This is a genomic window from Pseudomonas sp. 9.1(2019) (genome assembly GCF_009910445.1).
Lineage (GTDB): Bacteria > Pseudomonadota > Gammaproteobacteria > Pseudomonadales > Pseudomonadaceae > Aquipseudomonas > Aquipseudomonas paraversuta.
The window spans coordinates 1-23,474 of record NZ_VBWF01000010.1 but is presented as its reverse complement, the minus strand read 5'-3'; the positions used below and the strand labels follow the sequence as shown (position 1 = coordinate 23,474).

Here is a 23,474-nt window from a genome sequence, read left to right as displayed (position 1 = left end):
TTGCCAGCCTGGGTTACCGATCGCAGCCTCGCGCTGCTTGTCAGCGACTACAGACGCTGCAATGGGTTATCAAACAGTGGGCAATTTCGCCCACGGCCGGTCCTGCTCGATTTGTGCGCTCAGACGCAACAGCACGTCTTCGCCGCCCAATGGCCCGGTAAACATCATGCCGATCGGCAAGCCGTTGTCGCTCATGCCCACCGGCAACGAGATCGCCGGCTGCCCGCTGACGTTGGCCAGTACGGTAAACGCCGCGCTGCCCATGGCGTTGTGGGCGTAGCTTTCCCAGGGCTGGTTGAGGCTGAGCAGGCCCAGTTCCGGGGTGACGTTGGCAGTGACCGGCGACAGGATCACGTCGTAGGTGTCGAACTGCTGCTCCATGTAGCCACCAATGCTTTCAAACGACTGCCGGGCCCGGTACAGGCCCTCGCCCGTGACTTTCTTGCCATTGTCCAGCACCACCTGGGTGATGCGTTCAAAGTCATCGGCAGTGGCCGGCCGGCCCATCGCCTGTTCGCGGTCGTGAACCAGGGTCAGCAAGGCGTCGCCGATCACCGATCCGTGGGCACCGAACAACTGGCGCGGGTCGATATTCAAGCGCAACTCTTCAACGTTGTGCCCCATCGCGCTCAGGCGTCTGGCCGTATCGTCCAGCACCTTTGCAACTGCAGGGTCCAGTGGCGAACCGGTCAGTGAATCCCGTACCAGGCCGATGCGCAAACGCCCGGGGGCGGTGCGCAGCTCTTCGATATACGGGCGTACCAGCGGCTTTGCCCAGTACGGGCTGCCTGGCTCATGACCCTGACCGACATCCAGAAACAATGCCATGTCGCGGATATTGCGCGATACCACGTTGCCGACGCTGGCACCGAACCAGCCTTCATATTTGCCCGGGCCGCTGGGGGTACGGTAACGGGTGGGCTTGAGGCCAACCACACCGCAATAGGAGGCCGGAATACGGATCGAGCCACCGCCGTCAGTGGCATGGGCCACCGGCACAATGCCGGCCGCCACTGCCGAAGCCGCACCACCGGAGGAGCCCCCTGCGCTTCTGCCCAGGTTCCACGGGTTGCGGGTTTGCCCCCAGAGCAGGGATTCGGTGGTGGTGGTAAGACCAAACTCCGGGCACGCGGTTTTGCCGAAGGGTACAGCGCCAGCCGCCTGATAGCGGGCAATCAGGGTGCTGGTTTGTGGCGCCGGCGGTGCATCCTTGAACAGACGGCAACCATTGGTGGTGCGGGTGCCTTCAAGGTAGGTGTTGAGGTCCTTGATCAGGATGGGCACGCCAGCCAGCGCGCCGGTGGCGGGTGCCCCTGCGGCGCGACGGGTCTGGAGCAGCGCCCGGGCGTACTCATCGTGACGCATGTTGACCGCATTGACCTTGGGGTTGACCGCATCACAACGGGCCATGGCCGCAGCCAGCAGGTGCTCGGGAGTGAGCTCACCCTTTTGCACGGCCCGGGCCATGTCGGTGGCGTCCATCGCCAGATATTCGTTGGATGATACGGCGCTCGAACCCGCCGCACCGGCATAGCGGCCGAGCAGACCGGCGCCTGCGGCCAGGACACCGGCCTTGAGTACGTGGCGGCGTTGCCAGCCGGCCGGGGTCTGGGTGTCTTCTGGGGTAGCAGCAGGGATTGGCAAAATATCTCTCCGGATCACATCTTGTTGTTATGGGCAGGAGCAACCGCTCGACACTGGATTGCCCGCGATTGCGACACCCCGACCGGTCTGAACCGCCGGGTTGCCGGCATCGCGAGCAAGCACGCTCCTGCAGGGTTGATTTATTTCTGGGTGGAATCAGTCAGGGGTGACCATCGACTGCATGGTCGCCTGGAAGTGTTCGCCATAGGGCGGCAACATGCCCCACTCGCGGCGCGGATCATGGGCCGCAGCCTTGAAAACGGTGCGCATGTGGCTGAACTCGAGGAAGCCTTCACGGCCGTGGTAATGCCCCATGCCGGAGGCACCAATGCCACCAAACGGCGCGTCGTGCATGGCCGCGTGCATCATCACGTCGTTGATGGTCACGCCGCCCGAGATAGTGCGCTGCAGTACATGACGCCGCTCTTCTTCGCTCTGGCCAAAGTAATACAGGGCCAACGGTCGATCCCGTGAATTGATGTCCGCCAGCGCCCGGTCGATCTCATCGTAGGGCAGCACCACCAGCGCCGGCCCAAAGATTTCTTCCTGCATGATCAGGCTGTCACGGGGCGGATCGATCACCACTTGCAGGGGGCGACGCCGCGCCTGGGGATCAGCCTCCAGCTCCCGCGGGAAGCTCTCCACCCGGGCGCCCCGCTGTCGGGCGTCCTGCACGTAGCTTTCTATGCGCTGCAAGTGCCGGGCGTTGACCACGGCCACCACATCCGGATTGTCGGCCACGGTCGGCAACAGCTCGTTGTAAGCCGCACCAAGGGCGCCGATAAAGTCTCCCAATTGCTCTCGGGGCACGTACACCACGTCCGGATTGATACAAATCTGCCCGCCGTTGTTGGCTTTGGCCACGGCAATGCTGAATGCAGCCTTGGCCAGATCGGCGCTGCGGGAAATGATCACCGGCGATTTGCCCCCGAGCTCCAGGGTCAGCGGCACCAGATTTTCGGCCGCGTTGCGCATCACCGAGCGCGCCACGGCAGTGCTGCCGGTAAATACCAGATGGTCAAACGGCTGCGAAGTAAACGCCTGGGCCAGGTCTGCATCACCGAGCACCACCGCGACTTCCAGCGTATCGAACAATTCACCGAAGGCCCGGGCCAGCACCTCGGCTGTGCGCGGTACCACTTCCGAGGGTTTGAGAATGGCCCGGTTACCCGCGGCCAGCACGCAGGCCAGCGGACTGAGCAAGGTGAACAGCGGCGCGTTCCAGGTGCCCATGATCCCGATCGAGCCCTTGGGCTGATGCATCACCCAGGCCTTGGCGCCCAACTGGTCATAGGGGGCGAATACCTCGCGCGGCTCGTCCTGCACCCAGTGCGCAACATGGTCGCGGGCATATTTGAGCGATGCCAGTGAACCCAGCACATCATTCATCAACGAAAAACCCTGGGGCCGGCCACCAAAGTCCGCATCCATGGCTTCAACCAACGGCTGCTGATAACGCACCAGCAGCTCTATCACCCGCTGGATCCGTTGCTGACGCTGTTCAACGCTGACCGGACCGGCCTCGATAAAGGCTTTTTTTTGCGCTGCCAACAGGCTGGACAGCTGTTCTGGGGCCGTACTGCTGCATGTCATGGATCAGTCCTCTTGGCATCGTTTTAATGCGCCGACGCTAGACAATTACGACCCTCCACGCCTCGTCCGATCGGACGATAATCGGCTGTATTCGTTAGTCCATTAAGACGATGTAGGGCCCCACTGCGAGGGGAATACTGCAAGCACGAAAATTCAATCCATGAGGTTCGTCATGGCAATGCAAAGCAGTTTCGATCCCCAGGCATTCCGTACCGCACTCGGTACCTTCACCACCGGGGTGACCATCATCACCACCCAGGCTGAAGACGGATCACCTATCGGGATCACCGCCAACAGCTTCAACTCGGTGTCGCTCAATCCGCCGCTGGTGCTGTGGAGCCTGGCCAAGTCCGCCCGCAGCCTGCCGGTATTCAGCTCGGGCAAACACTGGAACGTGCACGTGCTGTCGACCGAACAGGAACCTCTGTCCGGGCGCTTTGCCATGCAGGGCGAAAACAAGTTCGCCGAAATCGAACTCGACAGCGGTATCAGCGAAGCCCCGCTGCTACAGGATTGCACTGCTCGCTTTCAGTGCCGTACAGCCTTTCAATATGAAGGCGGCGACCATGTGATTTTTGTCGGTGAGGTGCTCGCCTTTGATCACAGCGACCGCGCGCCGCTGGCGTTCCAGAGCGGCCAGTACGCACTGGCAACCCGCAAGCCCCGTAGCGAGCTGCGCCTGGCAACCACCCCGCCACCTCCGGAATGCAGCTACACCGAGGATTTGCTGGGGTATTTGCTGGGCCGCGCCCACTACCAGCTGCTGGACGCCCTGCATCGCCTGTTGAGCAACCAGCAACTGGACGAACATGCGTTTTTCATCCTTTCCGTGCTGTGCATTCGCGACAACCTGACCCTGAACGAGATCAACACCTTCGTCAGCTACACCGGGCACGTGGTCACGCTGGCCAGCATGCGCTTCCTGGAAAAACAGAATCTGGTGGCACTGGAGGGCAGCAACCATGAACCGCGCTACGTCCTGACCGCCACCGGCCGTGAAGCCTCTTTGCAACAGCTGGCCCTGGCCAAGGCAGTTGAGGAGAACGTCTCGGCCAAACTAGGCCCCGGCGATGCCCAGGCGCTCAAGGTGCTCCTCAAGCGACTGATCAGTGTCAGCGACCCGGGACTGCCTGACCTGTGGGCTCCCCGTTAATAAAGGATTATGTATGAGCATTATTTCGCGATTTGACCTGACCGGCAGTGTGGCGGTGATTACCGGCGGCGGCCGCGGCATTGGCCGGGCCATTGCCCTGGCCTACGCCGAAGCCGGCGCCGATGTGGTGCTGGCGGCACGTACCCTGGGCGACGTTGAAGCGGTTGCCCAAGAGGTCCGCCTTTTAGGACGCCGGGCCCTGGCCCTGAGCTGTGACGTGAATGACAGCGAGCAGCGCAGCGCCCTGGTGACCCAGGCGCGTGAACACATGGGCAGCATCACCCACCTGGTGAATAACGCTGGCGGCGCCGGTCCGAACGATCCGCTGACCCTGAGCGTCGAGCGTTTTGAAGAGATCATGCGCTTTAACGTGTCCTCGGCTTATCACCTGTGCCAGCTCTGCGTGCCCCATATGCGCGCTGCAGGCGCGGGCAACATTATCAATATCACCTCGGGGGCGGCGCGCTACGCGCAAACCCAGTTCAGCGCCTACGGCACGGCCAAAGCCGCTCTGAGCCACATGACCCGTCTGCTGGCCCAGGATTTCGCGCCGCTGGTGCGGGTCAACGGGATTGCCCCCGGACCGATCCTGACCGACGCCCTGAACCGCGTCCTGCCGGTGGCCATGCGCGACGTCATGATCAAGGCCACGCCGCTGCAAAGTCTGGGCGAGGTGGAAGATATTGGTGCCGCCGCACTGTACCTGGCCACCCCGGCGTCGCGCTGGGTGACCGGCAAGATTCTGGAAGTGGACGGCGGTGCCGAGTCCAGCGTCTGGCCGGGCTGACGCTGTACCCATGAACCTGTGGGAGCTGGCTTGCCAGTGCTGCACACGATTGGGTTTTGCAGTCAGAGCGTGCGCAATCCATCGCTGGCAAGCCAGCCCCCACAGTGACTCATATTTTCCGGATTTTAGAGAGAGTGTTTATGGACCCGAAGTTGATTGAAGCCCTGGGCGATGAACTGTTTCACGCGCTGCTCGAACGCCGCAGCCTGCAGCCGCTGACCCAGCGTTACCCGGACCTGACGCTGGAAACGGCCTATCAGATTTCATTGCGCTTCCTGCAACGGCGCGAAGCCCTCGGTGAACAGGTGATCGGCAAGAAGATCGGGGTCACCAGCCGTGCCGTGCAGGACATGCTCGATGTGCATCAGCCCGACTTCGGCTTTTTGACCAACCGTATGCAGGTCGCCGATAACAGCGATGTCAGCTTCAGCGCCAATCTGCTGGTGCAGCCCCGGGCCGAAGGTGAAATCGCCTTTATTCTCGGCGAGGATCTGCACGGGCCCGGCATTACCGCCGAGGACGTGATGGCGGCCAGCCAATGGGTGGTGCCGTGTTTCGAGATTGTCGATTCGCGCATCGCCGACTGGAAAATCCGCATTCAGGACACCGTGGCCGACAACGCCTCATGTGGCGTGTTTGCCCTGGGCGAGCAGCGCATCGATCCCCGTGATCTGGACCTGGCCAAGGTCGAACTGCACCTGCTGAAAAACGGCCAGCCGGCCGGCAACGGCTTCGGTTCGGCGGTGCAGGGTCACCCCTGCGCGGCAGTGGCCTGGCTGGCCAACACCCTGGGCAAATTCGATATTCCGTTTCGCAAAGGCGAAATCATTCTGTCCGGGGCCCTAGCGCCGCTGGTACCGGTGCTGCCCGGCGACGAGGTCAGCCTGACCCTCAGCGGCCTGGGTTCTGCACGCCTGCGCTTTGTGTCTTAAACCCAGTTCGAGAGGCTTACCATGAGCAATAAAATCAAGTGTGCCCTGATCGGGCCGGGCAACATTGGCACCGACCTGCTGTACAAACTGCTGCGCAGCGAGGTGCTGGAGCCTGTGTGGATGGTCGGTATCGATGCCACCTCCGAAGGCCTGACCCGCGCCCGCGAGTTAGGTCTCAAGACCACCAGTGACGGCGTCGACGGCCTGTTGCCCCACGTCCTGGCGGACAATATCCAGATTGCCTTCGATGCCACTTCCGCTTACGTGCATGCCGAAAACAGCCGCAAGCTCAATGAGCTGGGGGTGCTGATGATCGACCTGACACCTGCGGCCATCGGCCCGTATTGCGTGCCACCGGTCAATCTGCAAGCCAATCTCAAACGCGGCGTGATGAACGTCAATATGGTCACTTGCGGCGGCCAGGCGACAATTCCGCTGGTGGCTGCAGTATCCAGCGTGCAGCCCGTGGCGTATGCCGAGATCGTGGCCACGGCGGCGTCCAAATCGGTCGGCCCGGGCACGCGCAAGAATATCGACGAATTCACCCGCACCACCGCCAGTGCCATCGAGCAGGTCGGCGGCGCGAAAAAAGGCAAGGCGATCATTATCGTCAACCCTGCCGAGCCACCGCTGATCATGCGCGACACCGTGCATTGCCTGACCGAAACCGCGCCGGACAAGACGGCGATTACCCTGGCAATTACCGACATGATCCAGCAGGTACAGAAGTACGTACCGGGCTACAAACTGGTGAACGGCCCGGTATTTGACGGCAATCGGGTCTCGATCTTCATGGAGGTCGAAGGCCTCGGTGACTACCTGCCCAAGTACGCCGGCAACCTCGACATCATGACCGCTGCGGCGGCGCGTACGGCCGAGATGTTTGCCGAGCAAATGCTCAACGGCGAGCTGCAACTCAAGGCCACCGCCCCTCAACCTGCCCTCGCTTAAGGAGCTATCCATGGATCTTCGCGGCAAAAAAATCACCGTGCATGACATGTGCCTGCGCGACGGCATGCACCCCAAGCGTCACCAGATCTCCCTGCAACAAATGAAAGACATCGCCTGCGGCCTGGATGCTGCCGGTGTGCCTTTGATCGAGGTGACCCACGGCGATGGCCTGGGCGGCAGTTCGGTGAACTACGGTTTTCCGGCGCATACCGACGAGCAATACCTGTCGGCGGTAATCCCGATGATGAAGCAGGCCAAGGTTTCAGCCTTGCTGTTGCCGGGTATCGGAACCGTGGATCACCTGCAAATGGCCTACGAGCTGGGGGTCAACACAATCCGGGTCGCCACCCATTGCACCGAGGCAGACGTCTCCGAACAGCACATTTCCTATGCCCGCAAGCTGGGCATGGACACCGTGGGCTTTCTGATGATGGCGCACATGAACAGCCCCGAAGGGCTGGTCAAGCAAGGCAAGCTGATGGAGAGCTTCGGGGCCAACTGCATCTACCTCACCGACTCCGCAGGCTACATGCTGCCCCATGACATAAAGGCCCGGGTAGCGGCCATGCGGGCCGCGTTGCACCCGGACACCGAGATCGGTTTTCACGGCCATCACAACCTGTCGATGGGGGTCTCCAACTCCATCGCCGCAATCGAAGCCGGGGCTACCCGGATCGATGCGGCCGCCGCAGGTCTGGGCGCCGGCGCGGGCAATACGCCGATGGAAATCCTGGTGGCGGTCTGTGACCGCATGGGCATTGAAACCGGGGTCAGCGTGTTTGGCATCCAGGACGTGGCTGAAGACCTGGTCGTGCCGATCATGGACTTCCCGATCCGCAGCGATCGCGACGCCCTGACCATGGGCTATGCCGGTGTGTATGGCTCGTTCCTGCTGTTCGCCAAGCGCGCCGAGAAGAAGTACGGCGTACCGGCACGGGAAATTCTGGTGGAGATGGGCCGACGCGGCATGGTCGGCGGCCAGGAAGACATGATCGAAGATACCGCCATGACCCTGGCTCGCCGCCGGGGCTGAGGCAGGGGTTTGGCAAAGGCGCTGACGCAATGTGGGTCAGCGCCTTTGGCGTTTTTATCTGACAGGAAAACCGATTATGTCCAACCCTAACGTCGGCTGGCGCAGCCATGCTTTGCTGTTGTTGCTGGCTGCGGTGTTTGCCGACAACTTTGTCGGCCGGCAGATCCTGGCGGTCATGATTGAACCGATCAAGCTCGAATTCGGCGTCAGTGACACGGCCATGGGGCTGATTTCCGGGCTGGCATTTGCCGGGGTCTACGCCCTGCTCGGCTTGCCTGCCGGGCGTCTGGCCGATCGCATGTCGCGCACCCGCCTGCTGGCCATGGCGTGCCTGCTGTGGGCCGTGGCGACCATGGTCTGCGGCCTGGCCGTGAGTTTCTGGATGCTGGCCCTGGCGCGCATGGCGGTTGCGGTGAGCGAGTCGCCCACCACCTCGGCGTCGATGTCGATCATTGCCGATTTGTACCCGCCCCAGCGCCGTTCGTTTGCCATCAGTTGTTTCACCGCTGCACCGACCTTCTCGGCGGTGATCGGCTTGAGCCTCGGCGCCTGGGTGGTCGAGCAGTATGGCTGGCGCATGGCGTTTATCGTAATTGGCATGCCGGCGCTGCTGTTTTCCCTGGTGCTGGCCTTCGTGGTCAAGGACCCGGCCCGTGGCCGTTGGGATCTGGCCAGCGCCCATGCCGCGCATCCCCTGCAAAGCCTGAGCCGCGAAGCCCGCGCACTCTGGGCCCTGCCCGCTTACCGCTGCCTGATCATGGCCGGGGGCCTGACCACCCTCAGCTCCTATGCCATCGGCATGTGGAACACCAGTTTTCTGGTGCGCTCCCATGGCTTGTCGTTGCAGCACGCCGGACTCCTGGCCGGGTTTATTTGTGGCGGCTTTGCCGGTATCGGGGCGTTGTTCAGCGGCTGGTTGAGCGACCACCTGACGCCGCGCAATCCGCACTGGCAAGTGGGTATTCCGGTGATCGGGCACGTGGCCGCGATCAGCGCACTGTTCGCCTATTTGTTGTGGCCCGACACGGTCTGGACCCAGGTTGCAGGCGTGCCGATCCCCAGCGCCATGCTGTGGTGCGCGCTGTACAGTTTTTTTGTGGTGTGGTGGGTGGCGCCGTCCTACAACCTGGTCACGCAACTGGTGCCGGCCAATCGCCGGGGCACGGCGATGGCCTTGCAAACCATTATTTCGACACTGCTGGGGGTCGGGGTCGGGCCTTTGCTCGCCGGTTTGTTCAGCGATGCCCTGCTGCCACGTTTTGGCATTGAATCGTTGCGCTACGGCTTGCTGCTGGTGAGCCTGCCGGTGGTCGGTTCGATCATACTTTTAATTCGCACCTCCACCCACGCCGCGCAGACCCGCTATTTGCATGTGGAACGCGCGGCGTAGTCAGCGACCAACTTGCGGGTCAGTTCCTCGGACGACAATTGGGCGCTGCGTCCCGGACTCAGTGCGAAGGCCTGGCCCGCCCACAGGTTGATGAAATCCCCGGAACCGGCAGGCTCGGTTTTGGCCTTGAGCGGTAGTAGTACGCCGCCCGCCAACGGGAACTCCGGGGCCTGGGAGTTCATCGGCCCCAGCTCTCGCATCACCCGATTGAGGATGCCGCGAGCCGGTCGACCGGTGAACAGGTTGGTCAGGGCGGTGCTGCCGGGGGCGGCTTCGCGCAAGGCGCGGTAATGGGGCTGGGCAAGTTTGGCCTGCTGGCAGAACAGGTAGGCCGTGCCGATTTGCACGGCACAGGCACCCAGAGCAAAAGCCGCGGCGATACCCCGGGCATCGGCCACGCCACCTGCGGCAATCACCGGCACGGATACCGCATCGACAATTTGCGGCACCAGGGCAAAGGTACCGATCTGGGTCGCCAGCTCATTGCTCAAAAACATCGCGCGGTGGCCACCGGCTTCGTAGCCCATGGCAATGATCGCGTCACAGCCGTTGCGCTCCAGCCACTGCGCTTCTTCAACGGTGGTGGCGGAACTTAAAATCTTCGCCCCGCAGGCTTTGACCCGGGCCAACAGGTGCGGAGCCGGCAGGCCGAAGTGAAAGCTGACCACCGGTGCACGCAGCTCTTCAACCAGGGCGCAGGCGGCCTCATCAAAAGGCGCACGGCTCGACACCGGGGTCGGCGCGTCATAGTCCACTCCCAGTTCGCGGTAATAATCCTTGAACAACGACTTCCACTGCCGGGCCCGGGCCTCGTCGGGTTCCGGGGCCTGATGGCAGAAGAAGTTCAGATTGAACGGTTGATCGCAGGCTTCACGAAAGGCCGCCACTTCGGCGCGTACCCCCTCCAGGGTCAGGGTGGCACAGGCCAGGGAGCCCAGCCCTCCGGCCCTGGCCACGCCAATCATCATTGCTGCCCCCGCCCCCAGCATCGGAGCCTGGATGATCGGATGGGCAATGCCCACCAGGTCGGTAAAACGGGATTGAGTCATTGCAGGTCTCGCAGATCAGTTCAAGGTTGAAACGGACATCAGCGCTTGGCGGCCAGGGCCGATATCAATGCCGGGTCACGATTATAAATGTCCGGTGAGTACACCACCTTGCCGTTCTTGTCGGCATGGGCGGTCCAGTACGTCATGAGGATAGGCACCGGGTTGGACAGCCTGAACTCGGTGGTGCGCCCGGTGGCCAGCAATTCCTCGGTGCGGGCCTTCTCCGCCGGGGTCACCAGCAGGTCGCGCAACTGGAACACCGACTCGACCCGCACGCAGCCTGAACTGAAGGCACGGGGGCCTTTACTGAACAGGGCCTGGCTGGGGGTGTCGTGCAGGTACACGGCAAACGGGTTAGGGAAACGGATGACGATACGCCCCAGCGGGTTGCGCGGCCCGGCACCCTGACGCAGCAGGATGTTGCCCGGACGGTCCCAGTCGATGCTCTGTACCGCCAGCGGCTGCCCGCTGCTGTCGAGTACCTGCAGGTCATGCTTGCTGAGGAAAGACGGATCGCGGCGAATCTGCGGCAGTTTGTCTTCCTTGAAGATGGTCGGCGGGATGGTCCAGGTCGGGTTCAGGGTCAGGCGCGTCACCCGGGACTTGAGCAACGGCGTCTGCCGGTCGGCCCGCCCGACCTGGGTGCGGGTCTGCCATACCGGCTGGCCGTTCTGGAACACGGTCAACTGTGCAGCCGGAACATTGACCAGCAGGCTGGTGGGTTCGAAGTCCCGGGCCATCCAGCGAAAACGCTCCAGATTGATCCGCAGTTGCTCGCGGCGGGTTGCCGGACTGACGTTCAACTCTTTAACAGTGCCCGGCCCGACAACGCCATCGGCCTGTAGCGAGTGATCGAGCTGGAAGCTCTTGACCGCCGAGGCCAGCTCATTGGAGTAGGTGTTGTTGACGATCTGCGGCTCACCGCTCAGGTAACCCTCGCTGGCCAGACGCCTGGCCAGTGCCGGTACCCGCGCATCCTGCATGCCGGGGCGCAGCAAGGGGCCATCCGCGATCGGCTGCCACTGGGGCAGCGGCTGCTGGCGCTCCCGGGCATAGACCCGGCGCAAGTCTTGATATTGCTCAAGGGCGGGACGGGCCTGTGCAAAAGCAGCTGCCACGTTCTGCACCCCGGGCCCGGCGATTGCCAGCAGTTCGGCCTGGGGATCTACCTCTACAGCGTTGGCGTGCCAGACCGGTTCAAAGCGGCTTTGCGTCAGGCGACCAAAATGCAAATCGTGCAGGGCTTGCAGATATTGACGGCTGGTGTCGATGTCGGCACACAGGTCCTGGCCCTCGGGCAAGGGGTAATTGAGCGGGTCGAGCCCGTCGTCGGCCAGCTGTGGCAAGGCGGCCTGCAGAGCGGCCAGACGCCCTTCTTGTGCCCATACCGGCTGGTAGTTCTGGCCTTCATAAAAGGCCTGCAAAAGTGCCTGGGTCTGAGGCGTCAGGCCGGACGCCAGGGTCGGACAGGCCTGGGGCAGTTGTAGCAGGGTCTGCTGCAGGGGGTTGTCAGGCTGGTCGGGGGGCATGTCGGCCCATGCGACCAATGGCGACGCGAGCAAGGCAATGCTCAAGTAAAATGCCTGTTTTTTGATCAACTGCTTTACTCCAATCCATGGCCGTCACGTTGGCGGTCACCGTAACAGCCGTCACGGCAACCCTGAAGGCTAGCAGTAAATAAAGGATCGCCATTAACTCGATGGAGTGTCAGGAGCCAATTCAACAGTGGAAACTCTTAATCTATGCTGATTTCTTTGCGACGACTTTTTCTGGTCGCCGCGACCCTGGGAGCCTTGTGCAGCCCAGCGTTCGCCGCCAATACTTCTTCACCAGGGCTTTACAACAGCCTCGCCCAGGCCGCTCCGGAACTCAATCCCCAGGTACTTAAAAGCGCCCTCAGTGCCATGCAATGCGCCGTCAGCAGTGGCGCCAGCCCCGCACAAAACCTTGCAGTCATCGACTATTCGCAACCTTCCACGGCCCGCCGCCTGTGGATCTTCGACTTGCGCAAGAAGACCCTGGTGCTGCGTGACCTGGTGGCCCACGGGCAAAAATCCGGGGAAAACTTCGCCACTCAATTCTCCAATAACGAAGGCAGCCATCAATCCAGCCTTGGCCTGTTCCGCACCCAGGAAAGCTACCAGGGTGCCAACGGTTACTCACTGCGCATGGACGGCCTGGAGCCGGGTATCAATGACAGTGCCCGTGAGCGGGCCATCGTGATTCACCCTGCCAGCTATGTGAACCCGTTGTGGAGCCAGACCCAGGGCCGCATCGGCCGCAGTCAGGGCTGCCCTGCCGTACGCCCGCAAGTGGCGCGCCAGGTGGTAGACAAACTCAAGGACGGTCAGTTCATGTTTGCCTGGTACCCCGATCAGCATTGGCTGCAATCGTCGGCTTATCTGAACTGCAAGCCCCGCCTGGTGGCGAGTATCGTCTCCACCAAAGGCGGCTGAGAGGCAGGACGTCGGTGCTGACTACGCCGATGACACTTTTGAAGCGAACCCTTTCACTGACTGCCTCGATAATCGAAAGCATTCTGATGAAATGTCGAGGTTCAGCATGACGAGTGCCATCACCGGGCAGGTCAGCCCCAAAACCCTGAGAAAAGTCATTGCCGCCGCGGCCATCGGGAACTTCGTCGAATGGTTCGACTTCGCGGTTTATGGCTTTCTGGCCACCACCATCGCCCAGCAGTTTTTCCCCAGCAGTGATGCCAGTGCCGCGCTGCTCAAGACCTTCGCCGTATTCGCCGTAGCCTTTGCGTTCCGTCCCCTTGGCGGCATTTTCTTCGGCATGCTGGGTGACCGCATCGGTCGCAAAAGAACCCTGGCGATGACCATTCTGTTGATGGCGGGTGCCACCACACTGATCGGGGTGCTGCCTGTCTATGCCGCCATTGGCGTGATGGCGCCGATCCTGTTGACCCTGATCCGTTGCGCCCAGGGCTTTAGCGCCGGGGGTGAATACGCCGGTGCCTGCGCCTACCTCATGGAACACGCTCCTGATGATAAAAGGGCCTGGTATGGCAGCTTCCTGCCGGTATCGACCTTCTGTGCCTTCGCTGCGGCGGCCGTGGTGGCCTATGCCCTCGAGGCGTCGCTATCGGCACAGGCCATGGCCGATTGGGGCTGGCGCCTGCCGTTCCTGATTGCGGCACCACTGGGTCTGGTGGGGCTTTACATGCGTCTGAAGCTGGATGAAACCCCGGCATTCCAGGCGGTGGCCGAGGAACATGCGGTGGCCCACTCCCCGCTCAAGGAAACCCTGCGCAACCATGGCGCGGCCATCTGCTGCCTGGGCGCCTTTGTGTCGCTGACGGCGTTGTCCTTCTATATGTTCACCACCTACTTCGCGACCTACCTGCAAGTAGCCGGGGGCCTGAGTCGGGCAACGGCGTTGCTGGTTTCACTGATTGCCTTGCTGTTTGCCGCCGCGATCTGCCCGCTGGCAGGACTGTATTCAGACCGCGTCGGGCGCAGGGTTACGGTGATGACGGCCTGTGCACTGCTGATGGTTGTGGTCTATCCATCGTTCCTGATGGCCAGTTCCGGCGGCTTCGCAGCGTCCATCATCGGTGTCATGCTGCTGGCGGTGGGCGCGGTGCTGTGCGGGGTAGTAACCGCCGCCCTGCTCTCGGAAACCTTTCCGACCCGCACTCGCTACACCGCCTCGGCCATTACCTACAACATGGCCTACACCCTCTTCGGCGGTACCGCACCGCTGGTGGCGACATGGCTGATCAGCACCACCGGCAGCAACCTGTCGCCAGCCTTCTACCTGATAGCCGTTGCACTGCTGGCATTGCTCGGTGGCCTGGCGTTGCCGGAGACCTCAAGGATTTCCCTGCATGAGGCCGGGGCCGGAACCCCGGGCGCAACAGATCCGCGCAGTAAAATGGCCATTCACTGCGGGATAGGTGACGGGTAGTCAGCACCGGAAAAATGCGCAGCCAGATTGGCCAGGGTCAGGTCGGACATCGCCCTGCGGGTATCCCAGGTGGCACTGGCCATATGTGGCGCCAACAGCACATTGTCCAGCCCCAACAAGCCGGGATGAGGCCGTGGTTCATCCTCGAACACATCCAGCCCGGCCCCCAAAAGACGACCCTCGGCCAGTGCGCTGGCGAGCGCGGCCTCATCAACCACGCTGCCACGCCCCACGTTGATGAGGATGCCTTCACTGCCCAGTGCCGCGAGCACCGTGGCATCCACCAGGTGCCGGGTCGATTCCCCGCCGCCCACGGCAATCACCAGAAAATCCACAGCTGCAGCCAGCTCGGTCAGCGATGAAGAGTAAGGATACTCAACCGCCAACGGACGCCGCCCGTGGTAGCTGATGCGCATGTCAAACGCCGCCGCGCGCCGGGCAATCGCCATGCCGATGCGCCCCAGCCCGACGATGCCCAGACGCGCGCCGCTGACCTTGCGGGTAAAGCCGAACGGACCTTGCTGCCATTGCCCGGACCGCACGAACTGATCGGCCCTGGCAATGCGCCTGGCGGTGCCGAGCATCAAGGTAATGGCGAAATCGGCAACGTCTTCGGTCAGCACGTCCGGGGTGTGGGTCACCACAATGCCCCGGGCCCGGGCGAACTCGACATCGATACCGTCGTAACCGACACCGAACACCACTATCACTTGCAGATCAGGCAGGCGCCCGATCAGTTCGGCCCCCACCCGCGACTCACCATTGGCGACCATGGCACGGATTCCCCGCGCCTTCAGTGCATCGAGTCCGGCACCGCTCTCGCTGCATTCCAGCACCTCATATCGGGCATGTAAACGTTCGCTGAGCATGTCCGGCAGACGCGCCACTTTAAGCACTGTGAACATTTTCGCGGCCCTCCCGTATAGCATCACGTACGACCTGGCGCTTGCGTTGCCCCCCCAGGTACAGCCCCAGCACGCCACCGGCCAGCAAGGCGACGGCGACCATCAACAAGGCGTAGTCATAGCTGAGGGTGGTGTCCTTGATCCAGCCCATGACCGGTGGCAGACCAAGCCCGGCGATGTTGGCAATGGAGTTGATCAAGGCAATCGAAACAGCGGCCGCTGGCCCGGACAGGTACTCGGTAGTCGTGGCCCAGAACACCGGGGTCGCCGCCCAGTTCAGGCCGACCGCCACCACCAGCATCACGTAGGCCAGCCACTGATTGCCGGTAAACACCGCCAACCCCAGCATGCCCCCGGCCAGCAACAGTGGCCCGCCCAGGTGCCAGCCCCGCTCACCGGTGCGGTCGGAATGGCGGCCGTTGGCGTACATGAATACACAGGCCAGGAAAAACGGCATCGCCGACAGCAGGCTGACCACAAACGAACCTTGCTTTGATACCGACTGCACGATCAGCGGCAAAAACAGCGTCACCCCGATAGTGCCGAAAGCCTGTAGCAACCAGAACAGACTCAGCAACCACACCTGGCGACTGCGAAATGCCACATGCCAGGCATCCTTGTGCGAGATGACCGTGGTCGCCTGTTCGGCCTCGATGGTGCGGCTGAGCCAGGCTTTTTGCGCACTGTCCAGCCAGTTGGTAGTGGCGGGAGAATCTGGCATGTAGCGCAGGACCACGATGCCCAGCGCCACCGCAGGAATGCCCTGGAGAAAGAACAGCCAGCGCCAGCCGTTGATGCCCAGCAAACCGTCCAGGTGCAGGAAGGCACCCGACAGCGGCAAGCCGATCACCGACGCCAGCGCCGCGCCGATGTAGAACCATGACATGGCCCGGGCGCGGTCACTGCGCGGATACCACTGGGACAGGTAGTAGATGATCCCGGGGGTGAAACCGGCTTCGGCTGCACCCAGCAACAGGCGCATCACGTAGAGCTGGTTGGCGCTCTGGATCAGGCTCATGCCGGCGGCGATGATGCCCCAGGTGATCATGATCCGCGCAATCCAACGCCGTGCACCGACCCGGGTCAGGATGATGCTGCTGGGCACTTCGAACAGAATGTAGGTGAGGAAGAACAGACCCACGCCGATGCCGTACATGCGCGCGCTGAGCCCGAGGTCGGCGTTCATGGTTAACGCCGCCACCGAAATGTTCGACTTATCAATGTAAGCCACCATGTACAACAACATCAGGAAGGGAATCAGCTTCAGGTTGAGCTTCTTCATGGTGCTGGCATGCAGACAACTGTCCAGCGAAGGACCTGTCATGGGGAAAACCTCTTGTTGTATTTATTTTAGGAACCCGACAGCCGCCTGATCCCTTGGTTATGGCCAGACGATAAACCAGTCGCGACAACAGTTCAATATATGATTCCGCGTCCCTTTATATGGGATTAATCATTGCCCAGTTCGACCCGCTGCCGACATTTGCTTGCCGGTGCCGCGGCTCGGGGGTGGCGGCCAAAGGCCATCGCTGGCAAGCCAGCTCCCACAGGGGAATGGCAACTTTTCAGATGACAGCAAATCTGTGGGAGCCTGGCTTGCCAGCGATGCGGTGGACTGGGTATCTCTGTTCAATCGCTGGCAAGCCAGCTCCCACAGTGGGAGTGGCAACTTTTCAGATGACAGCACATCTGTAGGAGCTGGCTTGCCAGCGATGCGGGGGACCGGGTGTCTGTGTTCAATCGCTGGCAAGCCAGCTCCCACAGGGGGAGTGGCAACTTTTCAGCACACAGCAAATCTGTAGGAGCTGGCTCGCCAGCGATGAGGGCGACTGGGTATCTCTGTTCAATCGCTGGCAAGCCAGCTGCCACAGGGGAGTGGCAGTGCACACCACTGTTCAGCACACAGCTCCCACAGGGGAGTGGCAACTTTTCAGCACACAGCAAATCTGTAGGAGCCTGGCTTGCCAGCGATGCGGGGGACCGGGTGTCTTTGTTCAATCGCTGGCAAGCCAGCTCCCACAGGGGGAGTGGCAACTTTTCAGATCACAGTAAATCTGTGGGAGCCTGGCTTGCCAGCGATGAGGGCGACTGGGTGTCTGTGTTCAATCGCTGGCAAGCCAGCTCCCACAAAACACAGTGCCCAAAAGGGATTTTCGGGCGGCTTTCAGATCAGAAGTTGGCGGGGGTGTTGGCACTGATGATTTCAGCCTCGTCCGCCCCGATATTTCTGAAGCGATGGGGTAGCGTGGTCGGGAAGTAATAGCCGTCCCCGGCATTCAAGATGCTGCTCATTCCATCTACGGTGAGCTCAACCACTCCCCGCGTGACCAGCCCGCACTCCTCCCCTTCGGCGTGCACTATCGCTTCTTCACCCGAGCTTGCGCCAGGCGCATATTGCTCGCGCAACAAACGCATCTGCCGGCCCGGCACCGAAGCTCCAATCAGCAACAGGCGCAAGCCGTCACGGCCCAGATCCGGCTGTTCATTGGCCCGGAACACGTACTGGTGAGCACGGGGCGGCTGGTCGAAGGTGAAGAAGTCGGCCAAAGACATGGGGATGCCTTCCAGCAGTTTCTTCAGAGAGCTGACTGAAGGACTGACGCGATTCTGCTCGATCAGGGAGATGGTGGCATTGGTGACGCCGCTACGTCGGGCCAGCTCGCGCTGGGACATTTTGTAGCTTTCGCGTACTAGTTTGAGTCGTGAGCCCGTGTCCATGACAGCCTTATGTGTGAACTACTTAAGGGTAATGGGGGGGCGACGGATGGCGTAGATCGCACCGTACCCCTGTACCACAAACGTGAAAGGCGGCTATTAAATCACGTTTGCGGGTGTTGCTCAGCAGGTTCGCCAAATGACCGCTAAATATAAGACCTCCGGGAGCGGACTTGCCCGGGATCAAGCCGCTTGCCAGGTGTTATCAGATACCGAAACGGTCGCGCATTGCGTAGTACGCCGCGCCCATGGCTGTAAGCGGCGCCTGGAAGGTACGGCCGCCAATCATCGGCATGTGCGGCAAGGAGGCAAAAGCGTCGAAACGCTCGGCATCGCCACGGATCATTTCCGAGATCAATTTGCCGGCCAGGTGCGAACAGGTCACCCCGTGGCCGCTGTAACCCTGCATGTAGTAGGCGTTTTTCTCGATACGACCGAATTGCGGCATGCGTGACATGGTCAGCAGGAAGTTGCCGGTCCAGCGATAGTCGATTTTGACGTTCTTCAATTGCGGGAAGGTCTTGAGGATTTTCGGCTTGATCAGTTTTTCGATGTCGTCCGGTTCGCGGGCGCCATAGACCACGCCGCCGCCATACAGCAAACGATTGTCGGCAGTCAGGCGGTAGTAATCCAGCAGGTAGTTGCAGTCTTCAACGCAGTAGTTGTTGGTGATCAGGCTGCGGGCAACCTCTTCGGGCAGCGGTTCGGTCACGGCAATTTGCGACCCGCAAGGCATGCTTTTGGCGGTCACTCGATTGTCGAGGTTCTGCGGCAGATAGGCGTTACCGGCGATCAGCAGGTACTTGGCCCGTACTACACCCTTGGCGGTGCGCACTGTGATCGGCTCGCCGTAAGTGATGTCCACGGCAGCCGACTGTTCGTAAATTTTACCGCCCAGGCCAATGAACGCCATGGCTTCACCCAGTGCCAGATTCAGCGGATGGATGTGCCCGCCCTGCATGTCCAGCAGACCACCAACGTAGTTGGCACAGCCTACTTCGCGCTTGATGTCCGCGGCGTCGAGCATTGTCAGTTTCTGGTTGCCATAACCCTCCCAGCTGCTTTTCTGCTCGGCCAGGGCTTTGAGCTGCTTGCTGTTCAGCGCGGCAAAAATTCCGCCTGGACGGTAATCACACTGGATGTCGTACTGGTCGATGCGCTGGCGAATGATATCGGCGCCTTCGAACATCATGCTGCCCAGCACCCGGGCCGTCTTTTCACCGTAACGGGCCTCGATGACATCGACGTCCCGGCTATAGGAGTTGACCAGCTGACCGCCGTTGCGACCGCTGGCACCGAAACCGACCCGGGCCGCTTCAAGTACGGTCACGCTGTAGCCCGCCTCGGCAAGGAACAGGGCCGAGGATAGGCCGGTGTAGCCGGCGCCGATCACACAGACATCGCACTCCACCGATTCCTCGAGCACCGGGAATTCGGCCCTGTGGTTTCGGGTCGCGGCGTAATAGCTGTTTACATGGGTTTGTTTCATGAAATTCTCCGATGGGCACCGCCGGCGTACCGGCAGGTCCGGACGCCGGCGGCACGCATTCGTGGGGGACGCAGGCTCTGCGTCCCCCACCAACTGCGCAATTGTTCTATCTGTGAATGACAGCCGTTGGCCAATCAGACGGTGTGCAAGTACCAGTTGTACTCCAGGTCCGAGATGGAGTTCTCGAACTCGGCCAGCTCGCTTTCCTTGCAGGCGACGAAGACGTCGATGTACATGGGATCGATATATTTGGCCATGACTTCGCTGTCATCCAGCTCGCGCAGGGCATCGCGCAAGTTGTTCGGCAAGCTCTGTTCATTTTGCTCGTAGCTGTTGCCTTCCACCGGTGGGCCCGGTTCGATTTCGTTGGTCAGACCGTGGTGAATACCGGCCAGTACCGAAGCCATCAGCAAGTACGGGTTGGCATCGGCGCCGGCAACCCGGTGTTCGATGCGTACCGAATCGGCAGAGCCTGTGGGGACGCGAACCGCTACGGTGCGGTTGTCGATGCCCCAGCTCGGTGAGTTAGGCACATAGAACTGGGCACCGAAACGGCGGTACGAGTTGACGTTCGGGCAGAGAAAGGCCATCTGCGCCGGCAGGGTCTCGAGCACACCGCCGATCGCGTGACGCAGTGCGGCGTTCTGCTCGGGATCCTCGCTGGCAAAGATGTTATTGCCCTGCTTGTCGAGAATCGAAATGTGCACGTGCAGACCATTGCCCGCCTGGCCCGGGTACGGCTTGGCCATGAAGGTGGTGTCCATCTCATGGTCGTAGGCAATGTTCTTCACCAGACGCTTGAGCAACACCGCGTAATCGCACGCCTTGATCGGGTCGTTGACGTGATGCAGGTTGACTTCGAACTGCGCCGGGGCGCTTTCCTTGACGATCGCATCAGCCGGGATGCCCTGCTCTTTTGCACCTTCCAGAATGTCCTGCAGGCAGTCGACGTATTCGTCGAGATCATCAATCAGGTACACCTGGGTCGACATCGGGCGCTTGCCGGACACCGGCGAACGCGGGGACTGCGGACGACCGTTTACGTTGTCCTGATCGATCAGGTAGAACTCGAGTTCAAAGGCGGCGCAAATGGTCAGGCCCATGTCATCGAACTTGCTGACCACCTGACGCAACACTTCCCTCGGGTCAGCGAAGAACGGCTGGCCTTCAAGTTCGTGCATGGTCATTAACAGCTGGGCCGTCGGGCGCTTCTGCCAGGGCTCGATGCACAGCGTATCGGGGATGGGGTAGCAGATGCGGTCCGAATCACCGATGTCCAGGCCCAGGCCGGTGCTTTCCACCGTAGAACCATTGATGTCCAGTGCAAACAATGATGCCGGCAGGTTTATGCCTTTTTCGTAGACCTTGTGCAGACTGGTGCGTTCGATGCGCTTGCCGCGCACCACGCCGTTCATATCCGCAATGAGAAGGTCGACGTACAAAACCTCAGGATATTTCTTAAGGAATGCGTTCGCTTCATTGAGCTGAATGGCACGCAGGGGGACCGACATGAGGCACCTATTATGTTAATTATTATGTTCACAGCCGTTTCTGAAACCCAGTCAATCCGAAAGGCAAAGTGAAGTCAATAGCGAACACCCGGGCCTTCATCGTTATTTTTCAGGCAAAAATTAGCTCATATTGTGCCAACGGAGCTTTGGCATAGCGGCGAATTATGACGATCCGAAGCTACGTGTTTAGAATTTTTTACATAGAAGTTGTTAATTAAAATCAACAAGGCTAAGCTCCGAAAAAGCTCTTCAAGTGTCAAACTTCGAGGTGATAAAAATGGCAATCAAGCCATTGATCGGCGTTACAGCGTGCGTCAAACAGATTGGCCTGCACCCCTACCACGTCAGCGGCGACAAGTACCTGCGGGCTGTCAGTGTCGCGGCGCAAGGGCTCCCGGTGATCATTCCCAGCCTGGCCGAACTGACAGAAACAGATGAACTGCTAGCCCGTCTGGACGGCCTGCTGCTCACCGGCTCACCGTCGAACGTACAACCAGTCCACTATGATGGCCCCGCCAGTGCACCCGGCACGGAGCACGATCCGGCGCGCGATGCCACCACCCTCCCTCTATTGCAAGCAGCCATTGCGGCGGGGATTCCGGTGCTCGGCATTTGCCGAGGCTTTCAGGAAATGAACGTGGCGTTTGGTGGCAGCCTGCATCAGAAGGTGCATGAGCTCCCCGGTGCCCTCGACCACCGCGAAGCGGATCACCCGGATCTGTCCGTGCAGTACGCCCCGGCCCATGCCGTTCACGTGCAACCGGGTGGTGTATTCCAGGCGCTGGATCTGCCCACGGTGTTTGAGGTCAACTCGATCCACGCCCAGGGCATCGACCGCCTGGCCCCGGGTCTGCGCGCCGAAGCCATTGCACCGGACGGCTTGATCGAGGCGATTTCTGTCGAGCACAGCGAGGCGTTTGCCGTCGGCGTGCAATGGCACCCGGAATGGCAGGTCATGAACAACCCTGTCTACTTGAGTATTTTCCAGGCGTTTGGCGATGCATGCCGACAACGTGCAGCGCTTCGTGAGAGCCGCTGACTGACAAGTCCGATACCTGTTTGAACACTGAACTGCCCCCGTGAATCAGGAGGGCGTGTCTTGGCACGCCCGTCCTTCACTACAACAACAAACCGCAATAACAACAAGTACTACCGACAGCCCGTCCACAGCTGTCTTGCAATCAACTCTTATGTCGGGCCCTTCTGGCCTGACGACTGAAATCTGTTGGGAGTTTCACATGGCAAACGCCTCCAGCCTTTACAGGAAGGTTCTTGAAGGCCAGCAGACACCGAAAAAGGTGCTGGTAAAATTCGATCGGGTCACGAAAAAATTCGACGAGACGATTGCCGTGGACGATGTGTCCCTGGAGATCCATCAGGGCGAAATCTTTGCCCTTCTCGGCGGTTCCGGTTCCGGCAAGTCGACCCTGCTGCGCATGCTGGCCGGCTTCGAGCGACCGACTGAAGGACGGATTTATCTCGACGGGGTCGACATCACCGACATGCCGCCCTACGAGCGGCCGATCAACATGATGTTCCAGTCCTACGCCCTGTTTCCGCACATGACCGTAGCCCAGAACATTGCCTTCGGCCTCAAGCAGGACCGTTTGCCTGCCAGCGAAATCGACGCCCGGGTTGAAGAAATGCTCAAGCTGGTGCACATGACCCCGTACGCCAGGCGCAAGCCCCATCAATTGTCCGGCGGTCAGCGTCAGCGTGTGGCCCTGGCCCGTTCGCTGGCCAAGCGTCCGAAGCTGCTGCTGCTCGATGAGCCGATGGGCGCACTGGACAAAAAACTGCGTTCGCAAATGCAGCTCGAGCTGGTGGAGATCATCGAGCGCGTCGGCGTGACCTGCGTCATGGTGACCCACGACCAGGAAGAGGCCATGACCATGGCCCAGCGCATCGCAATCATGCACCTGGGCTGGATCGCCCAGATCGGCAGCCCGGTGGATATCTATGAAGCACCGGTCAGCCGCATGGTGTGTGAGTTCATCGGTAACGTGAACGCCTTTGACGGCGATGTGATCGAAGACGAAGAAGGTTTCGCGATCATTCACTGCCCGGAACTGGAGCGTAATATCTACGTCGGCCACGGGGTCACTACGTCACTGGAAGACAAGTCGACCACCTACGCTATTCGCCCGGAAAAAATGCTGGTCACCACAGTCAAGCCGGACTTCGAGTACAACTGGTCCCGGGGCAAGGTGCATGACATTGCCTACCTGGGTGGCCATTCGGTGTTCTACGTCGAACTGCCCGGCGGCAAGATCGTGCAGTCGTTCATGGCCAACGCCGAGCGCCGTGGTGCACGACCGACCTGGGACGACGAAGTTTACGTCTGGTGGGAAGACGACAGCGGCGTGGTACTGCGCTCATGAACCTTCGAAAA

General features: G+C 61.0%; 19 protein-coding genes. 10 read left to right on the top strand and 9 right to left on the bottom strand.

From position 1 onward, the window contains the following. Positions 1-69: 69 nt before the first annotated feature. Together FEZ21_RS13715 and FEZ21_RS13710 are read right to left on the bottom strand one after the other, a co-directional pair. Positions 70-1,644: an amidase gene (locus tag FEZ21_RS13715; RefSeq protein WP_003447748.1), complete on the bottom strand. Its 1,575-nt coding sequence runs from the start codon at positions 1,642-1,644 to the stop codon at positions 70-72. 156 nt (positions 1,645-1,800) lie between these two features. Then, positions 1,801-3,237, bottom strand: a complete 1,437-nt coding sequence (locus FEZ21_RS13710; protein ID WP_160627465.1) for a coniferyl aldehyde dehydrogenase — start codon at positions 3,235-3,237, stop codon at positions 1,801-1,803. 172 nt (positions 3,238-3,409) lie between these two features. Between FEZ21_RS13710 and FEZ21_RS13705 the strand changes: the two genes are divergently transcribed. The 6 genes from FEZ21_RS13705 to FEZ21_RS13680 all read left to right on the top strand — a co-directional run bounded on the left by FEZ21_RS13705 (position 3,410) and on the right by FEZ21_RS13680 (position 9,483). Next, the gene (locus FEZ21_RS13705; RefSeq protein WP_003447751.1) at positions 3,410-4,390 is read left to right on the top strand and encodes a flavin reductase family protein; all 981 of its coding nucleotides are present in this window, start codon (positions 3,410-3,412) and stop codon (positions 4,388-4,390) included. 13 nt (positions 4,391-4,403) lie between these two features. Continuing rightward, positions 4,404-5,177: a glucose 1-dehydrogenase gene (locus FEZ21_RS13700; RefSeq protein WP_003447753.1), complete on the top strand. Its 774-nt coding sequence runs from the start codon at positions 4,404-4,406 to the stop codon at positions 5,175-5,177. Positions 5,178-5,317: 140 nt separating this feature from the next. Then, a complete protein-coding gene (locus tag FEZ21_RS13695) occupies positions 5,318-6,109 on the top strand; it encodes a fumarylacetoacetate hydrolase family protein (protein ID WP_003447755.1) in 792 nt (263 codons plus the stop codon). Between the two features lie 21 nt (positions 6,110-6,130). Further along, on the top strand, positions 6,131-7,060 hold the full coding sequence (locus FEZ21_RS13690; protein ID WP_003447757.1) for an acetaldehyde dehydrogenase (acetylating): 930 nt from the start codon (positions 6,131-6,133) through the stop codon (positions 7,058-7,060). Positions 7,061-7,070: 10 nt separating this feature from the next. Beyond that, a complete protein-coding gene (gene dmpG / locus FEZ21_RS13685) occupies positions 7,071-8,093 on the top strand; it encodes a 4-hydroxy-2-oxovalerate aldolase (RefSeq protein WP_003447759.1) in 1,023 nt (340 codons plus the stop codon). Between the two features lie 76 nt (positions 8,094-8,169). Further along, a complete protein-coding gene (locus FEZ21_RS13680) occupies positions 8,170-9,483 on the top strand; it encodes an MFS transporter (protein WP_160627463.1) in 1,314 nt (437 codons plus the stop codon). On the opposite strand, the gene FEZ21_RS13675 is transcribed toward FEZ21_RS13680, so the two are convergent. Together FEZ21_RS13675 and FEZ21_RS13670 are read right to left on the bottom strand one after the other, a co-directional pair. Beyond that, positions 9,456-10,532, bottom strand: coding sequence for a nitronate monooxygenase family protein (locus FEZ21_RS13675; RefSeq protein WP_160627461.1), 1,077 nt, complete (start codon positions 10,530-10,532; stop codon positions 9,456-9,458). The two genes, FEZ21_RS13680 and FEZ21_RS13675, sit on opposite strands and share 28 nt — an antisense overlap. Positions 10,533-10,570: 38 nt before the next feature. After that, positions 10,571-12,130: a murein L,D-transpeptidase gene (locus FEZ21_RS13670; RefSeq protein WP_003447779.1), complete on the bottom strand. Its 1,560-nt coding sequence runs from the start codon at positions 12,128-12,130 to the stop codon at positions 10,571-10,573. 144 nt (positions 12,131-12,274) lie between these two features. On the opposite strand from FEZ21_RS13670, the gene FEZ21_RS13665 reads away from it, so the two are divergent. Further along, positions 12,275-12,988: a murein L,D-transpeptidase catalytic domain family protein gene (locus FEZ21_RS13665; protein ID WP_003447781.1), complete on the top strand. Its 714-nt coding sequence runs from the start codon at positions 12,275-12,277 to the stop codon at positions 12,986-12,988. Positions 12,989-13,094: 106 nt separating this feature from the next. Further along, a complete protein-coding gene (locus FEZ21_RS13660; protein WP_160627459.1) occupies positions 13,095-14,462 on the top strand; it encodes an MFS transporter in 1,368 nt (455 codons plus the stop codon). Here FEZ21_RS13660 and FEZ21_RS13655 read toward each other — a convergent pair. From FEZ21_RS13655 to FEZ21_RS13635, 5 genes are all read right to left on the bottom strand, one after another. Next, complete coding sequence (locus FEZ21_RS13655) at positions 14,438-15,367, bottom strand: 2-hydroxyacid dehydrogenase (protein WP_160627457.1); 930 nt, start codon at positions 15,365-15,367, stop codon at positions 14,438-14,440. The genes FEZ21_RS13660 and FEZ21_RS13655 overlap by 25 nt on opposite strands. After that, positions 15,351-16,691, bottom strand: a complete 1,341-nt coding sequence (locus tag FEZ21_RS13650) for an MFS transporter (RefSeq protein ID WP_003447785.1) — start codon at positions 16,689-16,691, stop codon at positions 15,351-15,353. The genes FEZ21_RS13655 and FEZ21_RS13650 overlap by 17 nt, the downstream gene beginning before the upstream one ends. Positions 16,692-17,536: 845 nt before the next feature. Further along, on the bottom strand, positions 17,537-18,085 hold the full coding sequence (locus FEZ21_RS13645; protein WP_003447789.1) for a cupin domain-containing protein: 549 nt from the start codon (positions 18,083-18,085) through the stop codon (positions 17,537-17,539). Positions 18,086-18,287: 202 nt separating this feature from the next. Beyond that, positions 18,288-19,571, bottom strand: a complete 1,284-nt coding sequence (locus tag FEZ21_RS13640; RefSeq protein ID WP_003447790.1) for an FAD-binding oxidoreductase — start codon at positions 19,569-19,571, stop codon at positions 18,288-18,290. A gap of 134 nt (positions 19,572-19,705) precedes the next feature. Next, the gene (locus tag FEZ21_RS13635; protein ID WP_003447791.1) at positions 19,706-21,082 is read right to left on the bottom strand and encodes a glutamine synthetase family protein; all 1,377 of its coding nucleotides are present in this window, start codon (positions 21,080-21,082) and stop codon (positions 19,706-19,708) included. A gap of 277 nt (positions 21,083-21,359) precedes the next feature. On the opposite strand from FEZ21_RS13635, the gene FEZ21_RS13630 reads away from it, so the two are divergent. Both FEZ21_RS13630 and FEZ21_RS13625 read left to right on the top strand, forming a co-directional pair. After that, complete coding sequence (locus tag FEZ21_RS13630; protein WP_127195633.1) at positions 21,360-22,121, top strand: gamma-glutamyl-gamma-aminobutyrate hydrolase family protein; 762 nt, start codon at positions 21,360-21,362, stop codon at positions 22,119-22,121. Between the two features lie 199 nt (positions 22,122-22,320). Beyond that, entirely contained in the window at positions 22,321-23,463 is a 1,143-nt protein-coding gene (locus FEZ21_RS13625) for an ABC transporter ATP-binding protein (protein ID WP_060781773.1), read from the top strand. The last annotated feature ends 11 nt before the right edge of the window (positions 23,464-23,474 follow it).